The 20,440-nt window shown below is 62.0% G+C and carries 16 protein-coding genes; 14 read left to right on the top strand and 2 right to left on the bottom strand.

Annotated features, from left to right (window positions below; all coding sequences use genetic code 11):
• Nucleotides 1-1,019: 1,019 nt before the first annotated feature.
• The 11 genes from C480_RS17085 (at nucleotide 1,020) to C480_RS17035 (ending at nucleotide 14,528) form a co-directional block, all read left to right on the top strand.
• Complete coding sequence (locus C480_RS17085; RefSeq protein WP_006666871.1) at nucleotides 1,020-1,862, top strand: ParA family protein; 843 nt, start codon at nucleotides 1,020-1,022, stop codon at nucleotides 1,860-1,862.
• Entirely contained in the window at nucleotides 1,859-2,503 is a 645-nt protein-coding gene (locus C480_RS17080) for a hypothetical protein (protein ID WP_006666870.1), read from the top strand. The genes C480_RS17085 and C480_RS17080 overlap by 4 nt, the downstream gene beginning before the upstream one ends.
• 133 nt (nucleotides 2,504-2,636) lie before the next feature.
• Nucleotides 2,637-4,001: a glutamate-1-semialdehyde 2,1-aminomutase gene (gene hemL / locus C480_RS17075; protein WP_006666869.1), complete on the top strand. Its 1,365-nt coding sequence runs from the start codon at nucleotides 2,637-2,639 to the stop codon at nucleotides 3,999-4,001.
• Nucleotides 4,002-4,339: 338 nt separating this feature from the next.
• Nucleotides 4,340-7,495, top strand: a complete 3,156-nt coding sequence (locus C480_RS17070; RefSeq protein ID WP_006666868.1) for a molybdopterin-containing oxidoreductase family protein — start codon at nucleotides 4,340-4,342, stop codon at nucleotides 7,493-7,495.
• Complete coding sequence (locus tag C480_RS17065; protein WP_006666867.1) at nucleotides 7,495-8,676, top strand: 4Fe-4S dicluster domain-containing protein; 1,182 nt, start codon at nucleotides 7,495-7,497, stop codon at nucleotides 8,674-8,676. The genes C480_RS17070 and C480_RS17065 overlap by 1 nt, the downstream gene beginning before the upstream one ends.
• 7 nt (nucleotides 8,677-8,683) lie before the next feature.
• On the top strand, nucleotides 8,684-9,382 hold the full coding sequence (locus tag C480_RS17060) for a TorD/DmsD family molecular chaperone (RefSeq protein WP_006666866.1): 699 nt from the start codon (nucleotides 8,684-8,686) through the stop codon (nucleotides 9,380-9,382).
• Complete coding sequence (locus C480_RS17055) at nucleotides 9,379-10,419, top strand: ethylbenzene dehydrogenase-related protein (protein WP_006666865.1); 1,041 nt, start codon at nucleotides 9,379-9,381, stop codon at nucleotides 10,417-10,419. Before C480_RS17060 ends, C480_RS17055 begins: the two co-directional genes overlap by 4 nt.
• Nucleotides 10,416-11,318 (top strand): HEAT repeat domain-containing protein, encoded by a 903-nt coding sequence (locus C480_RS17050; RefSeq protein WP_006666864.1) that lies wholly within the window; start codon nucleotides 10,416-10,418, stop codon nucleotides 11,316-11,318. The genes C480_RS17055 and C480_RS17050 overlap by 4 nt, the downstream gene beginning before the upstream one ends.
• Nucleotides 11,315-11,980, top strand: coding sequence for a hypothetical protein (locus tag C480_RS17045; RefSeq protein ID WP_006666863.1), 666 nt, complete (start codon nucleotides 11,315-11,317; stop codon nucleotides 11,978-11,980). Before C480_RS17050 ends, C480_RS17045 begins: the two co-directional genes overlap by 4 nt.
• A 1-nt stretch (nucleotide 11,981) precedes the next feature.
• Nucleotides 11,982-13,265, top strand: coding sequence for a P-loop NTPase (locus C480_RS17040; RefSeq protein ID WP_006666862.1), 1,284 nt, complete (start codon nucleotides 11,982-11,984; stop codon nucleotides 13,263-13,265).
• A gap of 291 nt (nucleotides 13,266-13,556) precedes the next feature.
• A complete protein-coding gene (locus C480_RS17035; RefSeq protein WP_006666861.1) occupies nucleotides 13,557-14,528 on the top strand; it encodes a transcription initiation factor IIB in 972 nt (323 codons plus the stop codon).
• A 95-nt stretch (nucleotides 14,529-14,623) separates the two neighbouring features.
• Here C480_RS17035 and C480_RS17030 read toward each other — a convergent pair whose 3' ends face one another.
• On the bottom strand, nucleotides 14,624-16,939 hold the full coding sequence (locus tag C480_RS17030; protein WP_006666860.1) for a nitric-oxide reductase large subunit: 2,316 nt from the start codon (nucleotides 16,937-16,939) through the stop codon (nucleotides 14,624-14,626).
• A gap of 246 nt (nucleotides 16,940-17,185) precedes the next feature.
• Here C480_RS17030 and C480_RS17025 point away from each other — a divergent pair, with 246 nt between their 5' ends.
• Both C480_RS17025 and C480_RS17020 read left to right on the top strand, forming a co-directional pair.
• Nucleotides 17,186-17,956 carry an MOSC domain-containing protein gene (locus tag C480_RS17025; protein WP_006666859.1) on the top strand — a complete coding sequence of 257 codons (771 nt, stop codon included), beginning with the start codon at nucleotides 17,186-17,188 and terminating at the stop codon, nucleotides 17,954-17,956.
• Nucleotides 17,957-18,348: 392 nt separating this feature from the next.
• On the top strand, nucleotides 18,349-19,440 hold the full coding sequence (locus C480_RS17020; RefSeq protein ID WP_049903898.1) for a TIGR04053 family radical SAM/SPASM domain-containing protein: 1,092 nt from the start codon (nucleotides 18,349-18,351) through the stop codon (nucleotides 19,438-19,440).
• Nucleotides 19,441-19,536: 96 nt separating this feature from the next.
• On the opposite strand, the gene C480_RS17015 is transcribed toward C480_RS17020, so the two are convergent.
• Nucleotides 19,537-19,776 carry a DUF2249 domain-containing protein gene (locus C480_RS17015; protein ID WP_006666857.1) on the bottom strand — a complete coding sequence of 80 codons (240 nt, stop codon included), beginning with the start codon at nucleotides 19,774-19,776 and terminating at the stop codon, nucleotides 19,537-19,539.
• Between the two features lie 277 nt (nucleotides 19,777-20,053).
• On the opposite strand from C480_RS17015, the gene C480_RS17010 reads away from it, so the two are divergent.
• Nucleotides 20,054-20,440 carry an Htur_1727 family rSAM-partnered candidate RiPP gene (locus tag C480_RS17010; RefSeq protein ID WP_006666856.1) on the top strand — a complete coding sequence of 129 codons (387 nt, stop codon included), beginning with the start codon at nucleotides 20,054-20,056 and terminating at the stop codon, nucleotides 20,438-20,440.

The raw sequence follows: 20,440 nt of genomic DNA, 5'->3' as shown, positions 1-20,440 counted from the left end.
GTAGTTAAGTGTGTATATTTCTACTATATACCGCTCGTCAGAGAATAGGTCACAGATGGACTGGGATTTCACAGCGTGCGACTTCTCCGATAGGCCAACTGAACTCGTTCGAGAGATTCAGGTCGGCGGTCGCAGTCGCCAGCGTATCGCAAGACTGAACAAGCGACCTAATCAGACGGATTTGTTGGTTAGACCAATCAGATAGGCTAACTAACAAACTTCTCTAGAAGGTCCAATACACAAAGCCGTCAACGGACGCGACGAGACGACGCAGAAGACGAACTCGACCGGACACCATCCAAGCGGCCGTCGAACGATTCTATTCGAAACACCTACTGGCAAGAACGCTACTTGGTGGCGTTCTCCGGAGCGACCGTTCGGTTTTACTGCCGTCTGTACGCAGTTAACCGGAAGGGCCTACTGATTAGACTATCTAAAAAGCCTAACCGGCAGAGAACACCGATCGTATCGACCGGCAAGATCGGTCAGTCAGCCATACCGCCATCACCCCCCGGTTGGCCACGAGGAGCGTGCGTTGTCCGGAAAGATAACCAACGAATCGAGCTGGCAAGGAGTACCCACTATTTCAGCCGAAACGGTTTTTCAGTAAGGGCATCGAAGTAGCCTAACCGATAGACATAATCAATAGGACTAACCGATAGGACTAACTCAGTGAGTCAGTTTAGCAGGATACTTCACCAGCCAAGCCGGTTGCCCTATCCAGACAGTTCTTGAAGAGCGGGCGCGTTCGTAAAGAGGCCCGGTACACCATACTGGCAGAGATAGCACGGTAGATTATCCATGTGGGACTACCGAGTAAGCCAACTGGACAGCCTAACCCATTAGCCTAACGAATCCAACACCGATGTCCGTCGGCCGAGACGAGCCGTCTCGTCCGCGAGCCGCGCTGCAGCACAGTTCTCGGCTGATGCCTGATTAGACCAACTAGTTATGCTAACCGAATGGCCTAACTAAATCATATACCGGAGAATTATAGTCGGGGAGACTAACTGGTTCGTATGCTCACCTATACGACCTACTCGGAGGCCGGCGGCGTCGGCAAGACGACAGTGGGTGCGGCCCTGCTCGAGGCCCACGCGGCCCACGGGCTCGACGTGCTCGCGATCGACATGGACCAGCAAAACGGCTCGCTCACCTACCTCCTCGATGTCGATGCACCCCGAGACGACAGCCAGGCCGATAACATCGTTCGACACCTGATCGATCGACCGAAGGGGTCGCTGGAGGACCTCGTGTTCGAGACGGAGCACGGGTTCGACCTCCTGCCGAGTCACAACATGCTCGAGAACCTCGAGGACTTGCTCAATCGCGCACAGCGGATGGCCGACGATCTCGGTGAAGGCGACGAGTTCGATCCGTACGATCGGCTCCGCCAGGTGCTCATGGACGCCGGGATTCCACAGGAATACGACGTGATCGTCATCGACCCGCCGGCGACCGCCGGCCCGCACCTCTACAACGCCGTCTCGGCGACCCGAAGTCTGGTTATCCCGGTCGAGCCGACCGGGAAGGGCATGCAAAGCGTCATCGGACTCGAAGAACTCGTCGACGGGCTCGAGGAACGACTCGAAGCCGAGATCGGCGTCCTCTCCGCAGTTCCGAACGGCGTGGGACGAACGACCGACCAGGAACGGTATCTGGAGGAAGTTCGAGAGCGCGGCTATCCCGCGCCCGTTGCACTCCGGGAACGATCGTCGCTCTTCGAAGGCTGTTGGGATCAGCAATGCACGCCGGCCCACTACGTCGAGACGCACCGATCTCGCACGCGGGATCACGAGATGGAGACGCTCGAGAAGATCGACCAGTTGGCAGGACGAATCGAGGAGGTGGGCGGACTATGAAGAAAGGGTCCGGCAGCGATCCGTTTGCCGAGTCCGAACCAGCGTCCGAACCGGAACCCGACACGAACGAGAACGAGGGCGAGGATGAGGACGAAACCGACAGCGAAACCGAAGGGACCCACCGCGACGAACCCGGAAAACGCGACGCTGAAACGAATTCGAACGCACGGCCGGACGAAGACGAGGATGCAGAGACGGAAAGCGCCGAACTCGAGACGACGTTCGACGAAACGGCGTCCACGGACGATTCGAAGGCAACGGCGTCGGGTCAACAGTCGTCCGAGAGAGAAGCCAGCGTTGAATCGGAGCAGAACTCGTCGGAGACTGAGACCGGCGCGCAAACGCAATCGCGATCCCAAAACGCGATCGTCGATGAGCCGCCGCAGGCGGGGGCCGCCGATGGGGGCGTACCCTGGGTGTACGTTCGTGATAACGTCAAGCAGGACCGGGAGATGGTCCAGTTCTACCTCCGGGACTACATGGTCGATGCGGAAGACGAGTTCGTCGACGCGGTGAGCGACGAACTCGGGACGGATGTCTCGAAGACCGACGTTCGAGAGGCAGCGTACGAGGCTGCGATGTACAACGTCGAGGACGTGGTCGAGCGACTGGAAGCCTGGGGATTCGAGTCGAGAGACTGACCGAGGTGTATTTGTTATTGCGGCTTGGACGCCTTCGTACCAGGGATCGAACGGCAAATCGGTTCGATGGCGCTATCGGTTCTGTCGCCAGTACCATCAACGAGTTATAGTTCGAAGAAAAATAATAAGGCGGATGACTGCCAGCTTCGGCTCCGATTGCTCGTACCGATTATACGACCGAGCGCTCAAGTCACTTGTCGGCGGCGTCAACTCGCCCGTCAGAGCAGATCCACGGCCGACGCCGGCGTTCGTCGACCACGGTGACGGCGCCCACGTGGTCGACGTAGATGACAATCGATATCTCGACTATATCATGGGATACGGACCGCTCTTGCTCGGTCACGATCTCCCCGATCGCGTTCGCGAGGCGATCACGAAGGCGGTCGCCGATGGCCCGATGTACGGTATCCCGACCGATATCGAGATCGAACTCGCCGAGTTCGTTATCGATCACGTGGAGAGCGTCGACCGACTGCGGTTCGTCAATTCCGGCACGGAGGCGACCGCCGCGGCCGTTCGGCTCGCTCGCGGGTATACCGGTCGCGACAAGATCGTCGTCATGCAAGGGGGGTATCACGGCGGTCACGAATCGTTCCTCGTCGAGGGGACGGCGGCGGATCGAAAACCGAGTAGTGCCGGCGTTCCGAAGCCGTTCGCCGACGAAACGATACCGGTCCCGTTCAACGACGAAACGGCCGTTAGAGAAGCGTTCGAACGCCACGGATCCGACATCGCGGCCGTGCTCACCGAACCGCTGCTTGGAAACCACGGAATCGTCCACCCAGTCGAGGGATATCACGAATCGCTCCGAAATCTCTGTGACGACTACGGATCGCTGTTGATCTTCGACGAGGTGATTACCGGCTTTCGAGTCGGCGGTCTGGAGTGTGCGCAGGGGAAATACGACATCGAACCGGATCTCACGACGTTCGCGAAGATTATCGGCGGCGGGTTCCCAGTTGGAGCGATCGGCGGCCGGGCAGGGATCATGCAGGCGTTCACACCGACGGGAGAGGTCTTCGAATCCGGTACCTTCAACGGGCATCCGGTGACGATGGCCGCCGGTCTCGAGACGCTTCGATTCGCGAAGAAACACGATGTCTACACGCACGTGAACGAACTCGGTGAGCGGATCCGGGCGGGGCTGCAGGATATCGTCGAAGATCACGCTCCCGAATACACCGTCGCAGGAACCGATTCGATGTTCAAGGTTCTGTTTACGCGGAGCGGGTCCGAAGCGACAACCGACAACTGTACCGCCGGCTGCAAACAGCAGTTGGACTGTCCGCGATTCGAACGCTGCCCGAAAACGGGCGCAGACGTCGAAACTGGCGAGACCGATCGATGGAAGCGAACCTTCTGGCCGGCCATGGCCGAACGGGACGTGTTACTCACGCCGAACCAATTCGAGAGCCAGTTCATCAGTTACGCTCACACCGCTGCCGACATCGATCGGACGCTCGAGACGTACCAGCGCGTTCTTTCGCAGTCAGGGTGACGGAGCGGCAGTATCTCAGACCACATCGGAACGACTGCGTCGATGGGACGAAGACGGAGAGCAATACGAACGGTTCACAGGCAGATCGAAGCAACTCGCCACCGACACGTACGCACGATCTAGGGACGATACAGCAGTGGAGTCGACTCGGGAAGAGTATGGCTGAGTCGCCGATCGAACCGTCCCCGAACACGTGCCCCCATATGAAAACCCACCATTAGACGGATTTCGGCGGTAGATGCCCCAGAACACGGGAATTGGGAGATTTAGTTAAAGCGTGGACGACCAACGTCGTTCTGTATGCCACCAGAACGCCTCACCACGGGAGGTGGTCGACGATGACCCTCTCGCGGCGCGATTTCATGGCAGCAGCCGGGACGGGGGCGGTCGGTGCCCTCATCGGTATCACGTGGGGTGCGACGCAGACGGTCGATTCCGTCACGCAGGTCGACAACCCGCTCACGTCCTATCCCAACCGAGACTGGGAAGAGGTCTATCACGACATTTACGCGTACGACGAGGTCGACTGGACGGTCTGTCACCCCAATTGTACGCAGTCGTGCGCGCTGAACTTCTACATGAAAGATGGCGTGCCGATCCGCGCCGAGCAGGTGTATCACAACGAGGAGCCGAGCGTCGGGCCGAGCGGATACGAAGACGCCGGTGTGAGCCAGCACTGGAATCCGCGAGGTTGCATGAAAGGGTTGACGGTCCACCGGCGGACGTTCGAACCGACGCGGATCAAGTACCCTATGGTCCGGAAGGGCTGGAGCCCGGACGATCCAAACCCCGAAGGTCGTGGCGAGGACGAGTTCGAGCGTGTCTCCTGGTCGGAGGCGATCGATCTCCTGGCCGAGAAGATGGCGAATCTCGAGGACACCCAGCACTTTCACGTCTTCAATGCCATCAAGGCCGACGGGCTGTTCACCCGCCACGGCTCGGCCCGGCGACTGGCCTCGATCTTCGGCGGCTGCGAGTGGACGGAGTACGACTGGTACGCCGATCTACCGCCGGGGCACGTGATGACGACCGGCTACCAGACGAGCGACGCGGATGCGTCCGCCTGGCGACAGGCCGACTACACTATTATCCAGGGGAAGAACCTGATCCACAACAAACTCGCGGACAACCACTGGTTCCAGGAGAGTCGCGAACGCGGCGGCACGATCGTCGGTGTTTACCCGGACTACTCGCCGACCGTCCAGAAGTGCGACCGCTGGCTTCCGATTCGACCGGGCAGCGATCCGGCACTGCCGCTCGGAATCGCTCACGTCATCATCGACGAAGAGCGCTACGACGAAGAGTTCATGCGGAGCTACACCAGCCTGCCGCTACTCGTCCGCGAGGACGACGGAAAGTACCTTCGAGCACACGACGTGTTCGAGGATGTCGAGCCGCCGGACCACGGAATCGACGGGGAACACGGCCACCACGTCGAGGGCGACTGGGGCGAGTTCGTCGTCCTCGGCGAGGATGGCGACCTTCATCGCGTCTCGCGCGAGGAGGTCGGCGAGGAGACGCCGGTTACACCTCGCCTCGAGGACGAGACGGAGGTAACCCTAACTGACGGCTCTGCAGTGAGCATCCGGACAGACTTCGCCCGGCAGAAGGAGACGATTCTGAACGACTACTCGCCGTCGAAGGTCGCGGAGATCACGACGATCCCGGCCGAGAAGCTCCGCCAGACCGCCCGCGAGTTCGCGGCCGCGGAGAAGGCCCAGTGGTTCACCGGTGAGGGGATCAACCACTGGTTCCACGGGGCTAGTGAGTGCCAGCGGGGTATCTTCCTCGTTCAGGCGATGCTCGGGAACATCGGTGAACGCGGCTGTGGCTACTACAACTACTCCGGCCAGTACAAGATCGAGTTACTGGACGGCTACCCGACGTACGTGAACCCGGACGGCCACTCCGCCCGCGGAATGTACCCGGGCCACGCGTTGGCCTTCTTCGGCGGCGAGCGGTTAGATCCGCACGCGATTCACGGCGACTACGACCGTGAACTCGAACTCGTCGCACACGAGGACAGTGACGAACCGGTGCTTCCGGAGGGGACGGAGTCGTACACGATGAAAAAGCCGGAGATCCTCTGGACGATGAACTGTAACCTCCTGAATCAGACCAAACATCAGGAGCACGTCATCGAGAACTTCGTGAAACACCCCGAGACGGCGAACGAACTGCTCGTCGTCTCGGACATGCACATGACTTATTCCGCACGCCACGCGGACATCGTCTTCCCTGTCCACTCCTGGCTCGAGTGTGAGTATCCGGATATCACGGTCGGCCCGGAGAATCCGTTCGTCCAGATGGACCACGGCGTGATGGATCCGATCTACGACACCAAACAAGACGGCGAGATTGTCGCCCGAGTAGCCGAGAAGCTAGACGAAAAGATTCCGCCGGAGGAGCGAAATGTGAACTCCTACCGGGAGTACTTCGCTGAGTTCTTAGAGGAAGACGGCGACGTCCGCACCTACATTCAGGAAGCGTTCGATTCCGGCATCACGACACGAGATATCGATGTTGAGGATCTCGAGAACGGACCGGAGCGCCTCCAACTGAAGACGTATCCGCGGATCCCCTTCTACTCGCAGATTCACGAAGATCGACCGTTCTACACGAAGACAGGTCGTATGGAGTTTCACAAGGAAGAGGATCGCTTCCTCGAACTCAACCGCGACGATATCCAGCACTTTGAGAGCCCCGAGGGAACGCCCTACGGCCGCGGGAAAACGTGGAAGGAAGGCGGTGACGAGACGAACGAACTCTACGAGGACGGCTACCGGTTCCACTACAACACGCCTCATCCGAAGTATCGGACCCACTCATCGTGGGGGATGACCGATTGGAACTTGATCTGGTCGGCGCGAGACTTCGGATCGACCAACGCCGATCCGGAGGGAACTGAGCGCCTCGTCGACGACTTCTCATTTCCACAGGGAGACGGCGAGACCGAGGACGTTCCACCGCTCGGTGAGGCATTCGTCGAGATGCATCCGAATGACGCTGAAGATATCGGCGTCAAGAACGGCGATTACGTGAAAATAACCGGTGATCGCGGTGACCTGGTGATCCGTGTGCTCGTCAGTGAACGTCAGCGACCGAGCGATGCGGGCGATATCGGCCAGCTAACGATCTGGCACGGCTGGTGGGAACAGCAGTTCCCGGACGAGGACGAAACCAGCGATGTCGTCGGCTACAACGTCGCGACGAACATTTGGCTCGACCCGCTGCTCGAGACTGACGACGTGGTGCACAAACCGACGTTCGGCGACCCGAACGTGAGCGACATCGTCGACGAGGATGTGTCCTGGCACGGAGCGGCGTTCGCGCAAGGCTACGAAGAACAGGTCTGGGCACCGACCGGCGTCGAGCGCGATACGCTGGTGAAAGTCGAGAAGTACGAGGAAGCGGACTGGCGACCCGGTGACGCCCGGAAGGACGAGCTATTCCAGGATTACGTAAGCGGTTCGATACAGGAAGGTGACAGCTGATGCCGGAAACCTACAACCCCCAACTCGGTCGTGAGCACAGCTACCCGTACGAGCACCGGGAGGAGGAGCGCGACTGGCACTGGGGAATGATCATCAACATCAACCGGTGTATCAACTGCAACACCTGTTCGTTCGCCTGCAAGTCCACCTGGACGAGCGGGAAAGGTGAGGAGTACATGTGGTGGATGAACGTCGAAACCGAGCCCTATGGCGGCTACCCGATGGGGTGGGACATGCGACTGCTCGACGACCTGGAGGAGGGAGAAACGATCTTCGAAGCTGCCGAGGACGGCGAGCAAGCCGCGGGATACATCGCCCAGAAGGAAGATTGGGAGTACCCCGCACTCGGCGACGATCAGGCCCACGGCGAGTACCCCGCCGGCGATGTCGTCGAGAGCGACCTCGAGAACGACGAGTACCACGACATGTGGCAGTTCTACCTGCCGCGGCTCTGTAACCACTGCAAGAACCCCGCTTGCCTCGCCGCGTGCCCGCGAAAGGCGATCTACAAACGCGAGGAGGACGGTATTGTTCTCCTCGATCAGGAGCGCTGTCGAGGATACCGCAAGTGCGTGAAGTCGTGTCCATACCACAAGCCGATGTACAATCCCGAGACCGGCGTCTCGGAGAAACCGGTCGGTTGCTTCCCGCGCATCGAGGAAGGCAACGTTCCCCGCTGTGTCTCCTCCTGTATCGGGAAGACGCGACTGCACGGCAACATCAACCGGGGCCCAGATGCTGGCCACCCTAACGGGAACACGTCGGCGGCGGCCGGCCGCAGTCCGGTAAACTACCTGGCAAAGAGCGACGAGAAGGCTGCGCTCCCGCTATATCCGCAGTTCGGCACCCAGCCGCAGGTGTTCTACATGCCTCCCTACCACGTGCCACCAGAGTTCCTTACCCAGATGTTCACGCCGAACACCAACGAGAAGCGAAACGACTGGCCCGGAAGCACCTTCGAAGAATCAATCAAGATCGTTCAGGACCGCGTTCGGAATCCGAGTCACCACACGCTCGGTATCCTCCAATTGTTCGGCGCGACGACCCGCCTCATCGAGACCTACACGGTCAAAGAACACCGCGTGAAGGGGTGGGACCGCAAGGGGGACAAGGTCGTCGACATCCCCTTCGAGGAGGAAATGGAGATCCGCGAGGGAGAGATGTGGACCAACCAGCCCTAACAGATCGATGACACCGAATACTACCACAGCCGATTTCGAGTATCACGCCGCGCGGGCCACGTTGTACTGTGTCACTGCCGCGGCGTTTACCTATCCCACCGAGGTCACCGTTCGCGACCTTCTCGACCCCGAGGCCCGCGAGGGAATCGAACGCGCCGCCGAGCGACTCGATCTCTCCGCGGAGGCGACCACGCTACTCGAAACCATCGTGGAGACACCCGTTTCGGGCCTCGAATCAGCGTACAACGAACTGTTCGGACTCCCAAGCGACGACGGAACCTACGCCGTGGTTCCGTACGAGGCCCACTACACGACTCGCGACGAGATAAGCAGCGAACAGCGCCGGATCGCGACAGTCGTCGGCCTGATGAACGAGTTCGGTCTCGAGCCGAGCGACGAGTTCGACGAGCGACAGGACCACGTCGCCGCCGAACTCGAATTGATGCAGGTGCTGGCCGGCCAACGAGCCGTCGCGCTCGAGTCGGGCGATCACGCGGCCGCCGAGCGCGTCGGTCGGGCCGAGGCGACGGTGCTCGAAGAGCACCTCGTCGAGTTCGTGCCGGCCGTAGCCCACGACCTGCGCCGGGCAACCGGTGAAGATGCGTATGTCGCCGCCGCCGATCTCGTCGAGGCGCTGGTGACGTACGATAACGGAAAGCACCCGGATCCGAACGCGTCAGCGGGGAACGGAGGTGGGTCTCCGTGAGTTCCGAACGGTGGGGCCTCGGACCGGTGGAGATCGATCGGAACGCTGCGCGCCGCGCGACGAAACTGGCCGCGGTCGTGCTATGTCTGGTAATGGCCGTACAGGTGGTGATCGTCGCCGTCTTCACGCTCGGTCCGCATCCGCTGCAATCGGTCACCGAGGTGCCAGCCGAGCCGGACGCCCAAGCGTGGGACGGTGCGCCGAGCGAAACGCTCTCGCTCGACAGGCAACAGATGACGACCCCCTACGGCGGCGGGAGCGTCGATAACGTGACGGTACAGGCAGTCACGAACGATACGCACGTCGCCTTCCGGCTGGAGTGGGAGGATCCGACGGCGGATACGGAGATCGACGAGCCCGACGCCTACAGCGACGCGGCGGCGATCATGCTCCGCAGCGGAAGCAAGCCGCCGGTTACCATGGGAGCGAACGGCGACCCGGTCAACATCTGGTACTGGCGCTCGAGCTGGCAGCATTCGGACGCCGATCCGGGCGGCGATATGTACGCCTACCCGCACCCGGATAGCGAGACGAAGCCAGGAACGGTCGCCGGGAACCCGCTCTCACAGTCGACGCACAACCAGTACGGGCAGAACTACTACGCCACCGGCTTCGGCTCGCTGACCAACGCTGAGACCCAGCCCGTCGCGGCAAACGGTCAGCGGACCGACGACGGGTGGGCGCTCGTGTTTCAGCGCGAACACGAGACTGCCGGCGACTACGACGCCGTATTCGAAGACGGCGAGCAGATGTACCTCACGTACGCCATCTGGAACGGGAGCGCAGATGAGGCAAACGGTGAGAAATCGCTCTCGTACCAGTTTCTCACCCTGGATCCCGGCGACGGAACGCTCAGTGAAACCGATTCCGCCGACGATGAGGGCGCCAACGAGACAGACACCAATGATAGCGGTGTCGTAGCTAGCGCGACGACATCGGCGCGCTGGGCGACGAGAGCGGCGACGAACTGGCCCGCTGCGATTGTCCTCGCGACGGGCGCTGCATGGCTCATCAGTTACTGGAGGATACGAGAATGACCGATTACGCGAATCGAAGTGCCCGGGGACGGGCACCCACCGGCGACGAAGCAACGCTTCGATCCCGACTCGGATCCGCTCGCGAACGCGATCGCCGACGCGCCGCGCTCGGACTGGTTGAGATAGCCGCCAACGGCGGGCTAACATCGGAAACGATCGTACAGCTCGCCGAGTTGGTGTCCGACGACGACTCCGCGGACGTACGACAGTTCGCTGTCGAAGCGTCCGGCCTCGCTACGGACACTGCTCCCGAATCTGACGGCGAAGCGGTGGCTGCCGCGGCGATTCGAACGGCACTGACCGACGATCACGAGTGGGTCCGCGCAGAGGCCGTCGTCGCGCAGTCTCGGATCGCACCGGAAGCCGAGGAGCCGATTCGGGCGGCCCTCACGGACGACAGCGGCTGGGTGCGTCGCAACGCCGTTATCGCCCTCTCAAAGACGGGGGCGGCGTCTCAGGAGTTGCTCGTCGAACGACTCACGAACGATCCGCACTCCGGCGTTCGAGAGTACGCGGCGACCTATCTTTGCGAGTTCTCCGAGGACGTCGACGAGACTGTCCGAATCCTCGCGGCAGTCATGGTCCGCGATCCGGAGGCGTTCGTCCGAGCGAAGGCCGCGACCAGCCTCGGAACTCTCGGCACCGACCGGGCCGAGGAGGCCCTCGAACAGCACGGACTGACCGATCGGAGCGACGACGTCCGCCGATCTGCCAAGCGAGCGCTTGCGTCGGCCCGCGGCGTCGACCCGGAACGGCTCGACGTCGAACTGAACGACGATGCTGCACCCGGCGGCGGACCGGGATCCCGGCGAGAGCGAGAACGGAACCACCGGGAGACGAGACGGGGACCAGCCGGCTCGATCGACGGACTGACACAGGGACAACGTGATCGACGATGACCGATGAACGCGACACCACGGCCGACACGGACGGATCGCACGCGAAACACGAAGACGACCCGGACGGTGCCCGTACCGCCGAAAGCCGCGCTGGCGTCGCGGGTGACGGATCGCCGCCCGAGGAGTCACTCGGGATTGCGATTCCTGAGGCTCACGTCGGCGCGTTCGTCGCGCAGGCGTTCGAGGATGTCGAGCGATCGACCGAGTGGACGGAGGCCGTCGACGCCGCCATCCCTGCCGACGCTCGCGGCGCCTGGCAGTCGCTCTCTACGCGGGATCAGGTCGTCGAACTGTTGACACTAGCCGACGAGTTCGACGCCAAGGCGACCGCGTTACTCGAGGAGATTCCGCTGGATCGAGACGGGCTAGACGATGACCGCTACGAGCGGGTTTCGGATGCGAAACGGTTGCGGCGGAATGCGGATATCCTCCGGGACGGGATCGCAGCCGGTTACGCCGAGGGTCGGGTGAGCGACGACGAACTGGTCGCAGCGGTCGAGGCGTTCGGATTCGATACCGCCACGATCGCCGAGCGCGAGGACGCGCTGGACGCCGTTTCCAGCGCGTACAACGTCGAATTCCGCCCCTACGGTGGGACGCTGATGACCGAGACCGAGATAGAAACCGAGTCCGGGGCGCCCGACGAATTCGAGGTCATGTGAGATGGCGAAGGATAGCCTGGTCCCCGACGAGGTATCGATCGACGGGCTCGCAGATCGCGTCCAGGACGGACTGTGCGCCATCGAGGACCCGGTTTCGGGTGGTAACGTGCTCGAATCCGGACTGGTTACCCAGGTTTCGGTCGACGAGCGAACGGTGCACGTATCCGCTTCCCTTGCCGAACTCGAGGAACCGATTGCGGATGACATCGCAGAGGCGCTCCGTAGAACGGCGCTTTCGACCCCCGGAGTCGAACAGGCGACGATCGAGGGAGAGGTCCAGAGCCCCGACGAGACTGCGGCTGAGCGCGTCGACGGACCGGCGAACGTTGACACCGTAATCGCCGTCGCGAGCGCCAAAGGTGGTGTCGGAAAGACGACGGTTGCGACGCAACTCGCTCGGGCGCTGGCGACCGGAACCGATCGCGATGTCGGTCTCTTCGACGCCGATCTGTACGGGCCGAACGTCCCCGATCTGCTGGATCTCGACGGCCCCGTATCTGCCACCGCCGAGGGGCGCGCCGAACCGATCACCGCCGGCGAGCTCGTCACGATGAGCGTCGGCCTCATCGCGAACGACGAGCCCCTGGCCTGGCGCGGGGCAATGGCCCACGAAGCCGTCAGCGAACTCTTCGAGGACACCGCGTGGGGTGAACTCGAGACGCTGGTCGTCGACCTCCCGCCGGGGACCGGCGACATCGTGCTGACGGCGCTACAATCACTGCCGATCGACGGCGCGGTGCTGGTCACTACTCCGCACCCGACAAGCGTGGACGATACGTCACGGAGCGCGACGCTGTTCGAAGAAAACGGAATCCCCCTCCTGGGAACGGTGGTCAACATGCGCGAGTTCGCGTGCGAGTGCGGCCGCGACCACGACCTCTTTCCCGACGCGAACATCGAGCAAGCACTCGAGCAGCCGGTGCTGTGTGAACTGCCTTTCGAGGAGCGGATTCGGGACTTCGGCGGCGACGTTCCGGCCGAGATCGTTACCCTGGCCGACGCCGTCCGCGACCGGTTGGACGAAATTGTGGATCTCTCTGTGCCCGCTCACGCCCTCGATCTCCGCGGCCTCCCCCGACCGATCCGCCGCGAGCAGGTGATCGAAGAGTTCCGCGCGACCGAACCCGGAGAGACCACGTATCTGCTCACCGACGCCGACCCGTCGTCGCTCGAGACTGAACTCGCGACGGCGGTCGGTGCCGATGACGCATCGGGCGATGCGTTCGAGCGGTCCGTCGTGCGCAGACGGGCGCCGAACGAGTGGGTGATGGCCGTCGTTCGGTAACGTGAAGCGGTGAGAGTTTTCTCGAGCAGCAGTCGGCTGACCGTCCGTATCTCGTCCGACTCTTTCTCGTGGCAATCGTCGCAGAAGAGCTCCTTACATCGCAGTCCGAGACGCCCGATCAGTTCCGATCCGGGTGACAACCGAATCGCCACATCGCGTTCGGATTCAGCCCGCGCTACCGTCTCGGGGCTCCGCTTGCACGCTGATTTCAACGCGGACGTTCAGCCGTGACATTCTCCGTCCGGAGAGTACCCCCAGTGTTTAACCCTCGTGAGGGCTTTTGTACGCGTAGTGAAACGCTTAGCCCGTCAGAAAGAACAGGAAACGGAACCGGAACCGGAACGCGAGACGACCGGGCAAGAGGGAACTCGGACCTGTCCCGAATGCGAGTCGAGTTCACTCACGCGGAGTCCGGACGAGAGCGAAATCAGTTGCGAGGCCTGCGGATTGATTATCGAGGAAGAGGTGATCGACCGCGGGCCGGAATGGCGAGCGTTCAACGCGGCGGAACGAGACAGTAAATCCCGCGTCGGTGCCCCGACGACCCAGACGATGCACGATAAGGGGTTGACGACCACGATCGACTGGAAAAACAAGGACGCCTACGGCCGCTCGCTGTCCTCGGACAAGCGCTCGCAGATGAACCGGCTGCGAAAATGGCAAGAGCGGATCCGGACGAAAGACGCCGGCGAACGAAACCTGCAGTTCGCCCTTTCCGAAACCGACCGGATGGCCTCCGCACTGGGCGTCCCGCGCTCCGTTCGAGAGGTCGCGAGCGTTCTTTACCGACGCGCGCTCGACGAGGATCTCATCCGCGGCCGGTCGATCGAGGGCGTTGCCACGAGCACGTTGTACGCAGCCTGCCGAATGGAAGGGATACCGCGATCGCTGGACGAAGTCGCTGCAGTGTCGCGCGTTAATCGCATGGAAATCGGCCGCACGTATCGGTACATCTCACAAGAACTCGGTCTCGAGATGGAACCCGTAAACCCGAAAAAATACGTGCCGCGGTTCTGTTCCGAACTCGACCTCCCAGAAGAGGTACAGGCGAAAGCCAACGAAATCATCGATACGACGGCCGAACAGGGGATGTTGTCCGGAAAATCCCCGACTGGATACGCCGCGGCTGCAATCTATGCGAGCGCGCTGCTTTGTAACGAGAAAAAGACGCAGAAAGAGGTCGCCGACGTTGCCCAAGTGACTGAGGTCACCATTCGGAACCGATACCAGGAACAGATCAGCGCGATGGGACTTCCGAACTAACGTTCAACGTTGATCGCCGCCGTTCAAGTATCAAGTGAGGGTAGCAGAAAACGCCGCCGGCAGAAACGGTGGATCTCCCACGCGTGAGTGATCAGCTAATCGTCACTGGCCCGATCAGCGGACTCGTGGCCGCCGACGATTCGATCGGCGATACCGTGATCGGTCGTCCCCTCGGTAGCTTTCTTCCGCCGGAAGAGTAATTTTGCAGCTACCTCCCAGGCGAAAAGCGCCGCACCGAAGATCAACAGCGTATCACCCGGGAAACGAAGCCAAAACAGCGTCTGAATCAGCCCGTCGTTGTAGAACTCGAGGCTACGTCCAGCAGCGTACCCGTGGGTGAACGAGGTCTCGAGTTGGAGGAAGCCAATGGGGAGCAAGGACAGCACGATCATCAGCGCCAATCCGACGTTGCAGAGCCAGAACGACCACCGCAAGCGGCGGCTGGTCCACCCGGCGTCTCGAGTCGTCAGCCGGAGGATGTAGACGGCCATTCCCATCGCGAGCAGGCCGAAGGCACCGAACATCGCTCCGTGTGCGTGTGCGACGGTGAGGTACGTGCCGGTCTGGTAGTAGCTGATCAGCGGGAGATTGATGAAGAAGCCGATCACGCCGGCTCCGAGGAAGTTCCAGACGGACGAGGCCACGATGAAGTAAAACGCCGTTCGATAGGGAAAATCCGGCCCGGCGGTGTCCATCGCACGATATTGTCCGAGCGCCTCGTACAGGATGAAAAGCAGCGGCACGAACTCGAGCGTGGAAAAGACGCTCCCGATGGGAAGCCACACCTCGGGAAGCCCGGCCCACCAGTAGTGGTGCGAGACGCCGATGATGCCGCTTCCCATCACCAGTGCGGCCTGGAAGACGACGGCCTTCTCGGCGGCCGCCTTCGAGAGCAGATTCATCGAGACCAGCGTCAGGGCGATGACGACGACGATGAAGAACTCGAACACGCCCTCGACCCACATGTGAACGACCCACCAGCGCCAGAATTCCGTCGTAACGATGTTCGTCGTCGGCGTGTAGAGGAACCCCGCGATGAACAACGCGCCGATCGAGCCGCCGGCGTAGACGATCATGTGGGCCAGCCCATAGCGGGGCTCCCGGTCGAGGAGCGGCTTGAACCCGCGGGCGACGAGAGCGGTCCAACCGAGGAAGCCGACCAAAAGACCGAACTGCCACACCCGTCCGATCTCGAGGTACTCGAGACCCTCGTTGCCGAGCAGCCACCAGAGTCGACCGCCGAAGAAATTGTGAATGCCGAACCAGATACCGGCCACGCCACCGATGGCGACGACGAGTAACGCACCGATCAGCCCCTTGACGTACAGTGCCTGTTTGGGTGGTTCACGGCCGGTCAGCAACGGCGCGAGGAAGAGCCCCGCACCGAGCCATATCGTGGTGATCCAGAGGATGCCGAGATCGACGTGCCAAGTTCGGACGATCGACCAGGGGAGCCACTGAAGGATGTCGAATCCGGTCACTTCCTGAAGGCCGAAGAACCCGTCTCGTTCGACGTAGTAGTGCGCGAGCAAGCCGCCGAGGAACGTCTGGACGGCAAACAGGAATGCGCCGAAAAGAATGAACCCAGTGCTCACCAGTTGACTCGGCGTCAACTCGATATCCGCCGGCTGGGGAATCGAAACGCCCGCGGTATCGGGTTCGGGGATTTCGACGGCCCGGTAGAGCCAGATCGCCGCACCCGCACCACCGACGAGTATCACCATCGCGATGACGCTCCACGTCATCACCGGACCGCCGGCGTCGTTACCCGCCGCGGGGGAGTACGGCCAATCGTTGGTGAACGACACCGTCGAATCGGGACGATCGGTGTGTGAAATCCAGGCAGTCCACAGCGCGAAGTCGGCGAACCGTTCCGCCGCCGCCACACTCTGTATCTGCCCCGCCGGAACGCCGCGCTGGCGGTCGCCCTCGTAGTAGCGTTCGACGTACTCCTGACGAACTTGCCGGTGGGCGTAGGCCTCCGCCGCGGAGTATTCGACGGTCTCCGCGTCGTAGCGGCTCGACTGGAGTTCATCGCGGACGTCCCGATCGATCCCGGCCTGCACCGACGCGGAAAGCGCCGCGTAGGTTTCGTTGTGGCGATCCTGCGCGTAGTACTCGCGCATGTGCTCGGTCTTCAACTCGAGCGTCTCGGCGGTGTAGTCGGTGTCGTAGTAACTGCCGCGACCCAGGATCGAGCCCTGGTTCATCAGACCGTTCTCTTGGAAAACCAGCTTCCCGGACTGCACGTCGTCGCTCGTCGCAACCGGGTCGCCGTCGGGACCGACAATCGTATCGGGAATTGCCGGTTCGTTCGCGTACGAAAGCCACGCCCCGCCGCCCATAACGACGAGATTCACGACGAAGATCGCCGCGAGGAACGTAGCGAGTTGTCGTCTCGATAGCTGCATGACAACCGGAACTCGAATCTATCGCGCCGTCAAACGGACCGCGGATTCCTGTAGGTTGGAAAAGTACCCAAATATGTTCGCGTAAATCGTGAGGGAGACGGCACTCGTATTCACACCGTCTTGCAGCCGCTTGCCGACCAACACATCGTTTTAGTTTCAACGGAAACGACGTGCTCTTTCATCGTCGGTCGCCGCTACACGCACGTCACAGAAACGAATATTGGGTTCGGCGGGAGATACCAATTAATGGCAACGCTCGAGCGACTCACCGTGTTTCCGGTGAAAGGACTCGATGGGATCGATCTCGACTCGGCATCCGTTCTCGACGGCGGAACGCTACAGTACGACCGCGAGTTCGCCTTGGTCGACACCGATGGGGACGTGATCAACGGCAAACGGACCGATCGCGTCCACGAACTCGAGACCGATTTCGATCCGGCGGCGAGGAAGATGACGGTCGAAACGGCCGACGGCGACGAACGACGGTTCGATCTCGAGAGCGAGCGCGAACGGGTTGAGGAATGGTTCAGCGACTATTTCGGGACGGAACTCGTTCTGGAACGGGACGAGTCACTGGGGTTCGTCGACCGCCGCGAGATGGGGCCGTCGCTTATCAGCACGGCCACGCTTCGGACGGTCTCCTCGTGGTTCGACGAGATGACGGTCGAGGGAGCGCGACGCCGTATGCGGGCGAACGTGGAGGTTTCGGGCGTTCCGCCGTTCTGGGAGGACCGGTTCGTCGGCGACGGCGCTCCGGCGCTCGAGGTCGGCGACAGCCGCTTCGAGGGCGTCAAGCCGTGTGGTCGGTGCATCGTACCCCGGCGCGATCCCGACACCGGTGAATCGATCCAGGAATTTCGGACGCGATTCGTCCGAAACCGCCGAGAACAGTTTCCGGAATGGGTCGACGAGGACGCCTTCGATCACTACTACGCGCTGATGATCATCACTCGGGTACCCGAGGTCGATCGAGGGAAGACGCTTCGTGTCGGCGATCCGGTCGAAACGATCGAGTGATCCGTTCGGCCGATTTCTCGATCCGGGCCGTCCGAGAGTCGCAAAATGAGCGACGGTGAGGACGGTCGGTTGTCGAATCGACCGACGGATGCCAGTGCACGCTCCGAATACGTTCGCGAATACGTCTTTGTGAGTACCTCTCCAGGATAGTACGTGATGGACGACCGAGACGTGACCCATCGCGGTCCGGCCGACCGGTATCGCGACCGTAAGGTGGCCGGCGACACAGTTTACGGACGGAGTATCGCGGACAGTCGCGGCGATCGCCGCTCGCCGAGACGATGCACACTCGACCGGGAATCGCGGCGTGTGCCGCAAGCGGAATCTCGCGTCCGAGCGCCGGACGCGACGGCAACGCGCCGACGGAGCTCCATCTCGTCGAGGGAGGACGGATGCGACCGGCGGACGTAGACACGAGCCGGCGTCCGTTCGTTCTCATCTGGGAGGTAACCCAGGCGTGCGAGCTGGCCTGTAAGCACTGCCGGGCGGAAGCGACGCCGTGTCGCCATCCGGACGAGCTCACGACCGAAGAAGGGAAACGGCTCCTCGACGACGCTCGTCGCTTCGGATCGGGACAGCTCGTCGTCCTGTCGGGTGGCGATCCGTTGTATCGCACGGATACGCTCGAGTTAGTCGAATACGGGATCGAGAAAGGGCTCAGGATGACGATGACGCCCAGCGGGACCGCCTCCCTGACGGAAGCGCACATCCGAACACTCGCCGAAACGGGGCTCCGCCGGATCGCGCTGAGCATCGACGGCGGCTCCGCCGCCTCCCACGACGGATTTCGGAACGAACGGGGCAGTTTCGAACGGACGCTCACGGCCGCGCGGGCCGCCCGACGGGCCGATCTCCCGCTCCAGATCAACACGACCGTCTGCGCCGAGACCGTCGACCAGCTCCCGGCCGTTCGCGACCTCGTATCCGAACTCGATGCCGTGCTCTGGTCGGTGTTCTTCCTGGTCCCGATCGGACGCGGACGAGTTCTCGATCCGCTCTCGCCGGCGCGCGCGGAACGCGTGATGGAGTGGCTCGTCGATGTTGCGTCGGCGGCGTCGTTCGGCGTCAAGACGACGGAGGCACCGCACTATCGGCGCGTTGCGCTCCAACGACGCCGATTGTCGACGGCGGAATCGTCGGCCGATTCCATCGGTCGCCGGACCGGCATTACCGCCGGTGACGGATTCGCGTTCGTGAGCCACACGGGAGAAGTCTATCCGTCCGGGTTCCTGCCGGCAGCCGCCGGAAACGTCAGAAACGAGTCTCTCGTCGACGTCTACAGGCGGGGAGACCGCTTCCAACGACTCCGGGATCCGGACGCGCTCACCGGGAAGTGCGGCAGCTGCGAGTTCAGCCACGTTTGTGGCGGCAGCCGCTCGCGGGCGTTCGCGTACACCGGCGACGCACTCGCCAGCGACCCGCTCTGTGCGTACGTTCCGGACGGGTACGACGGACCCCTTCCCGAGCAAACGTTTTCCACCTGATCGCCGACGCCTCTCCCGGGGCGACCCACTCGAACGTGGCTCGCGCGACTCGGGACGTAACCAAGAAGACGTTCCCCGCCGGTCCCCGTGGCGGCGCTAGTCGCAATCCGCCCGCTTTGGAAACTCGGCGACGAACTGCTCCGCATCGACCCGTTCGACGGTATAGCCGTCGGCATCGAACGCATCGACTTCCGCCTTGAACTCGTAAAACAGCGGTTTCGGCTCGTGGTCGTTGACGAGCGTGAGGGACTCTCCCGGATCGAGTTCGTCGAACACCGCGTGGATTTTCGGATGGCGGTCCGCCGGCGGTAACTCTCTAACGTCGAGCGTCGTCATAGCATGTAGACTACGCTGAACGCCGCTATTCAATCTGGCTAGTGCGGTCCGTCTCGACTGCTGGTTAGCTACTGGTCGGGTGACAGTTCGCCGAGGTCGCGCTCACGCTCGGCTGTCCGGTTCAGACGGGATACGGGCGTTCGAAGGGTTCCGAATCGGACGGAACTAGCGACTAGAGCGCGCCGGGTATATGAACGAATCGCCGAACGAGTTCACGAATTTCTCACGGTGTGGGAGTCGGCAGAACAGCCTTCGATAAACTGCGAAAGGATCGCATATGGTAGCGAAAGCGAGACGAGAGCGAGTCGAACGAACTGACCGTGGATCTCCGGTTCCGCAGTGGGAGGTGTTCGTCCGCGATTCGGAGACGGATCCGCTTCGCCACGTCGGGAGCGTTGCAGCCCACAGCGCAGCCGAGGCGCACGAACACGCCACCCGCTTGTTCGGCTGGTATGCCGTCGACGTGTGGCTCTGCCCGGCCGACGCCGTCGAACGCTTCACAACGAGTGCGTTCCCTGCGACGGACGAGGGGGACGTGACGGAGGAAACCGATGCGGAGCGCGAGTCAGGGGCGGAAACAGAGATAGATACGGAGACGAACGGCCGAAGGATCGCCGAGGGAGAACCGCGCAGTTACGAGGAAACCATCGGCGAACCCCGGTGA

Source organism: Natrialba aegyptia DSM 13077 (assembly GCF_000337535.1).
Classification (GTDB): domain Archaea; phylum Halobacteriota; class Halobacteria; order Halobacteriales; family Natrialbaceae; genus Natrialba; species Natrialba aegyptia.
This window is presented reverse-complemented; position numbering and strand designations above follow the sequence as displayed.

Excerpts from the sequence above, each read along its gene's own strand:
- hemL (WP_006666869.1), top strand. The coding sequence starts at position 2,637 with ATGACTGCCAGCTTCGGCTCCGATTGCTCGTACCGATTATACGACCGA.
- C480_RS17010 (WP_006666856.1), top strand. The coding sequence starts at position 20,054 with ATGGTAGCGAAAGCGAGACGAGAGCGAGTCGAACGAACTGACCGTGGA.
- C480_RS17020 (WP_049903898.1), top strand. The coding sequence starts at position 18,349 with ATGCGACCGGCGGACGTAGACACGAGCCGGCGTCCGTTCGTTCTCATC.
- C480_RS17030 (WP_006666860.1), bottom strand. The coding sequence starts at position 16,939 with ATGCAGCTATCGAGACGACAACTCGCTACGTTCCTCGCGGCGATCTTC.
- C480_RS17070 (WP_006666868.1), top strand. The coding sequence starts at position 4,340 with ATGACCCTCTCGCGGCGCGATTTCATGGCAGCAGCCGGGACGGGGGCG.
- C480_RS17025 (WP_006666859.1), top strand. The coding sequence starts at position 17,186 with ATGGCAACGCTCGAGCGACTCACCGTGTTTCCGGTGAAAGGACTCGAT.
- C480_RS17050 (WP_006666864.1), top strand. The coding sequence starts at position 10,416 with ATGACCGATTACGCGAATCGAAGTGCCCGGGGACGGGCACCCACCGGC.
- C480_RS17080 (WP_006666870.1), top strand. The coding sequence starts at position 1,859 with ATGAAGAAAGGGTCCGGCAGCGATCCGTTTGCCGAGTCCGAACCAGCG.
- C480_RS17015 (WP_006666857.1), bottom strand. The coding sequence starts at position 19,776 with ATGACGACGCTCGACGTTAGAGAGTTACCGCCGGCGGACCGCCATCCG.
- C480_RS17065 (WP_006666867.1), top strand. The coding sequence starts at position 7,495 with ATGCCGGAAACCTACAACCCCCAACTCGGTCGTGAGCACAGCTACCCG.
- C480_RS17040 (WP_006666862.1), top strand. The coding sequence starts at position 11,982 with ATGGCGAAGGATAGCCTGGTCCCCGACGAGGTATCGATCGACGGGCTC.
- C480_RS17085 (WP_006666871.1), top strand. The coding sequence starts at position 1,020 with ATGCTCACCTATACGACCTACTCGGAGGCCGGCGGCGTCGGCAAGACG.
- C480_RS17060 (WP_006666866.1), top strand. The coding sequence starts at position 8,684 with ATGACACCGAATACTACCACAGCCGATTTCGAGTATCACGCCGCGCGG.
- C480_RS17045 (WP_006666863.1), top strand. The coding sequence starts at position 11,315 with ATGACCGATGAACGCGACACCACGGCCGACACGGACGGATCGCACGCG.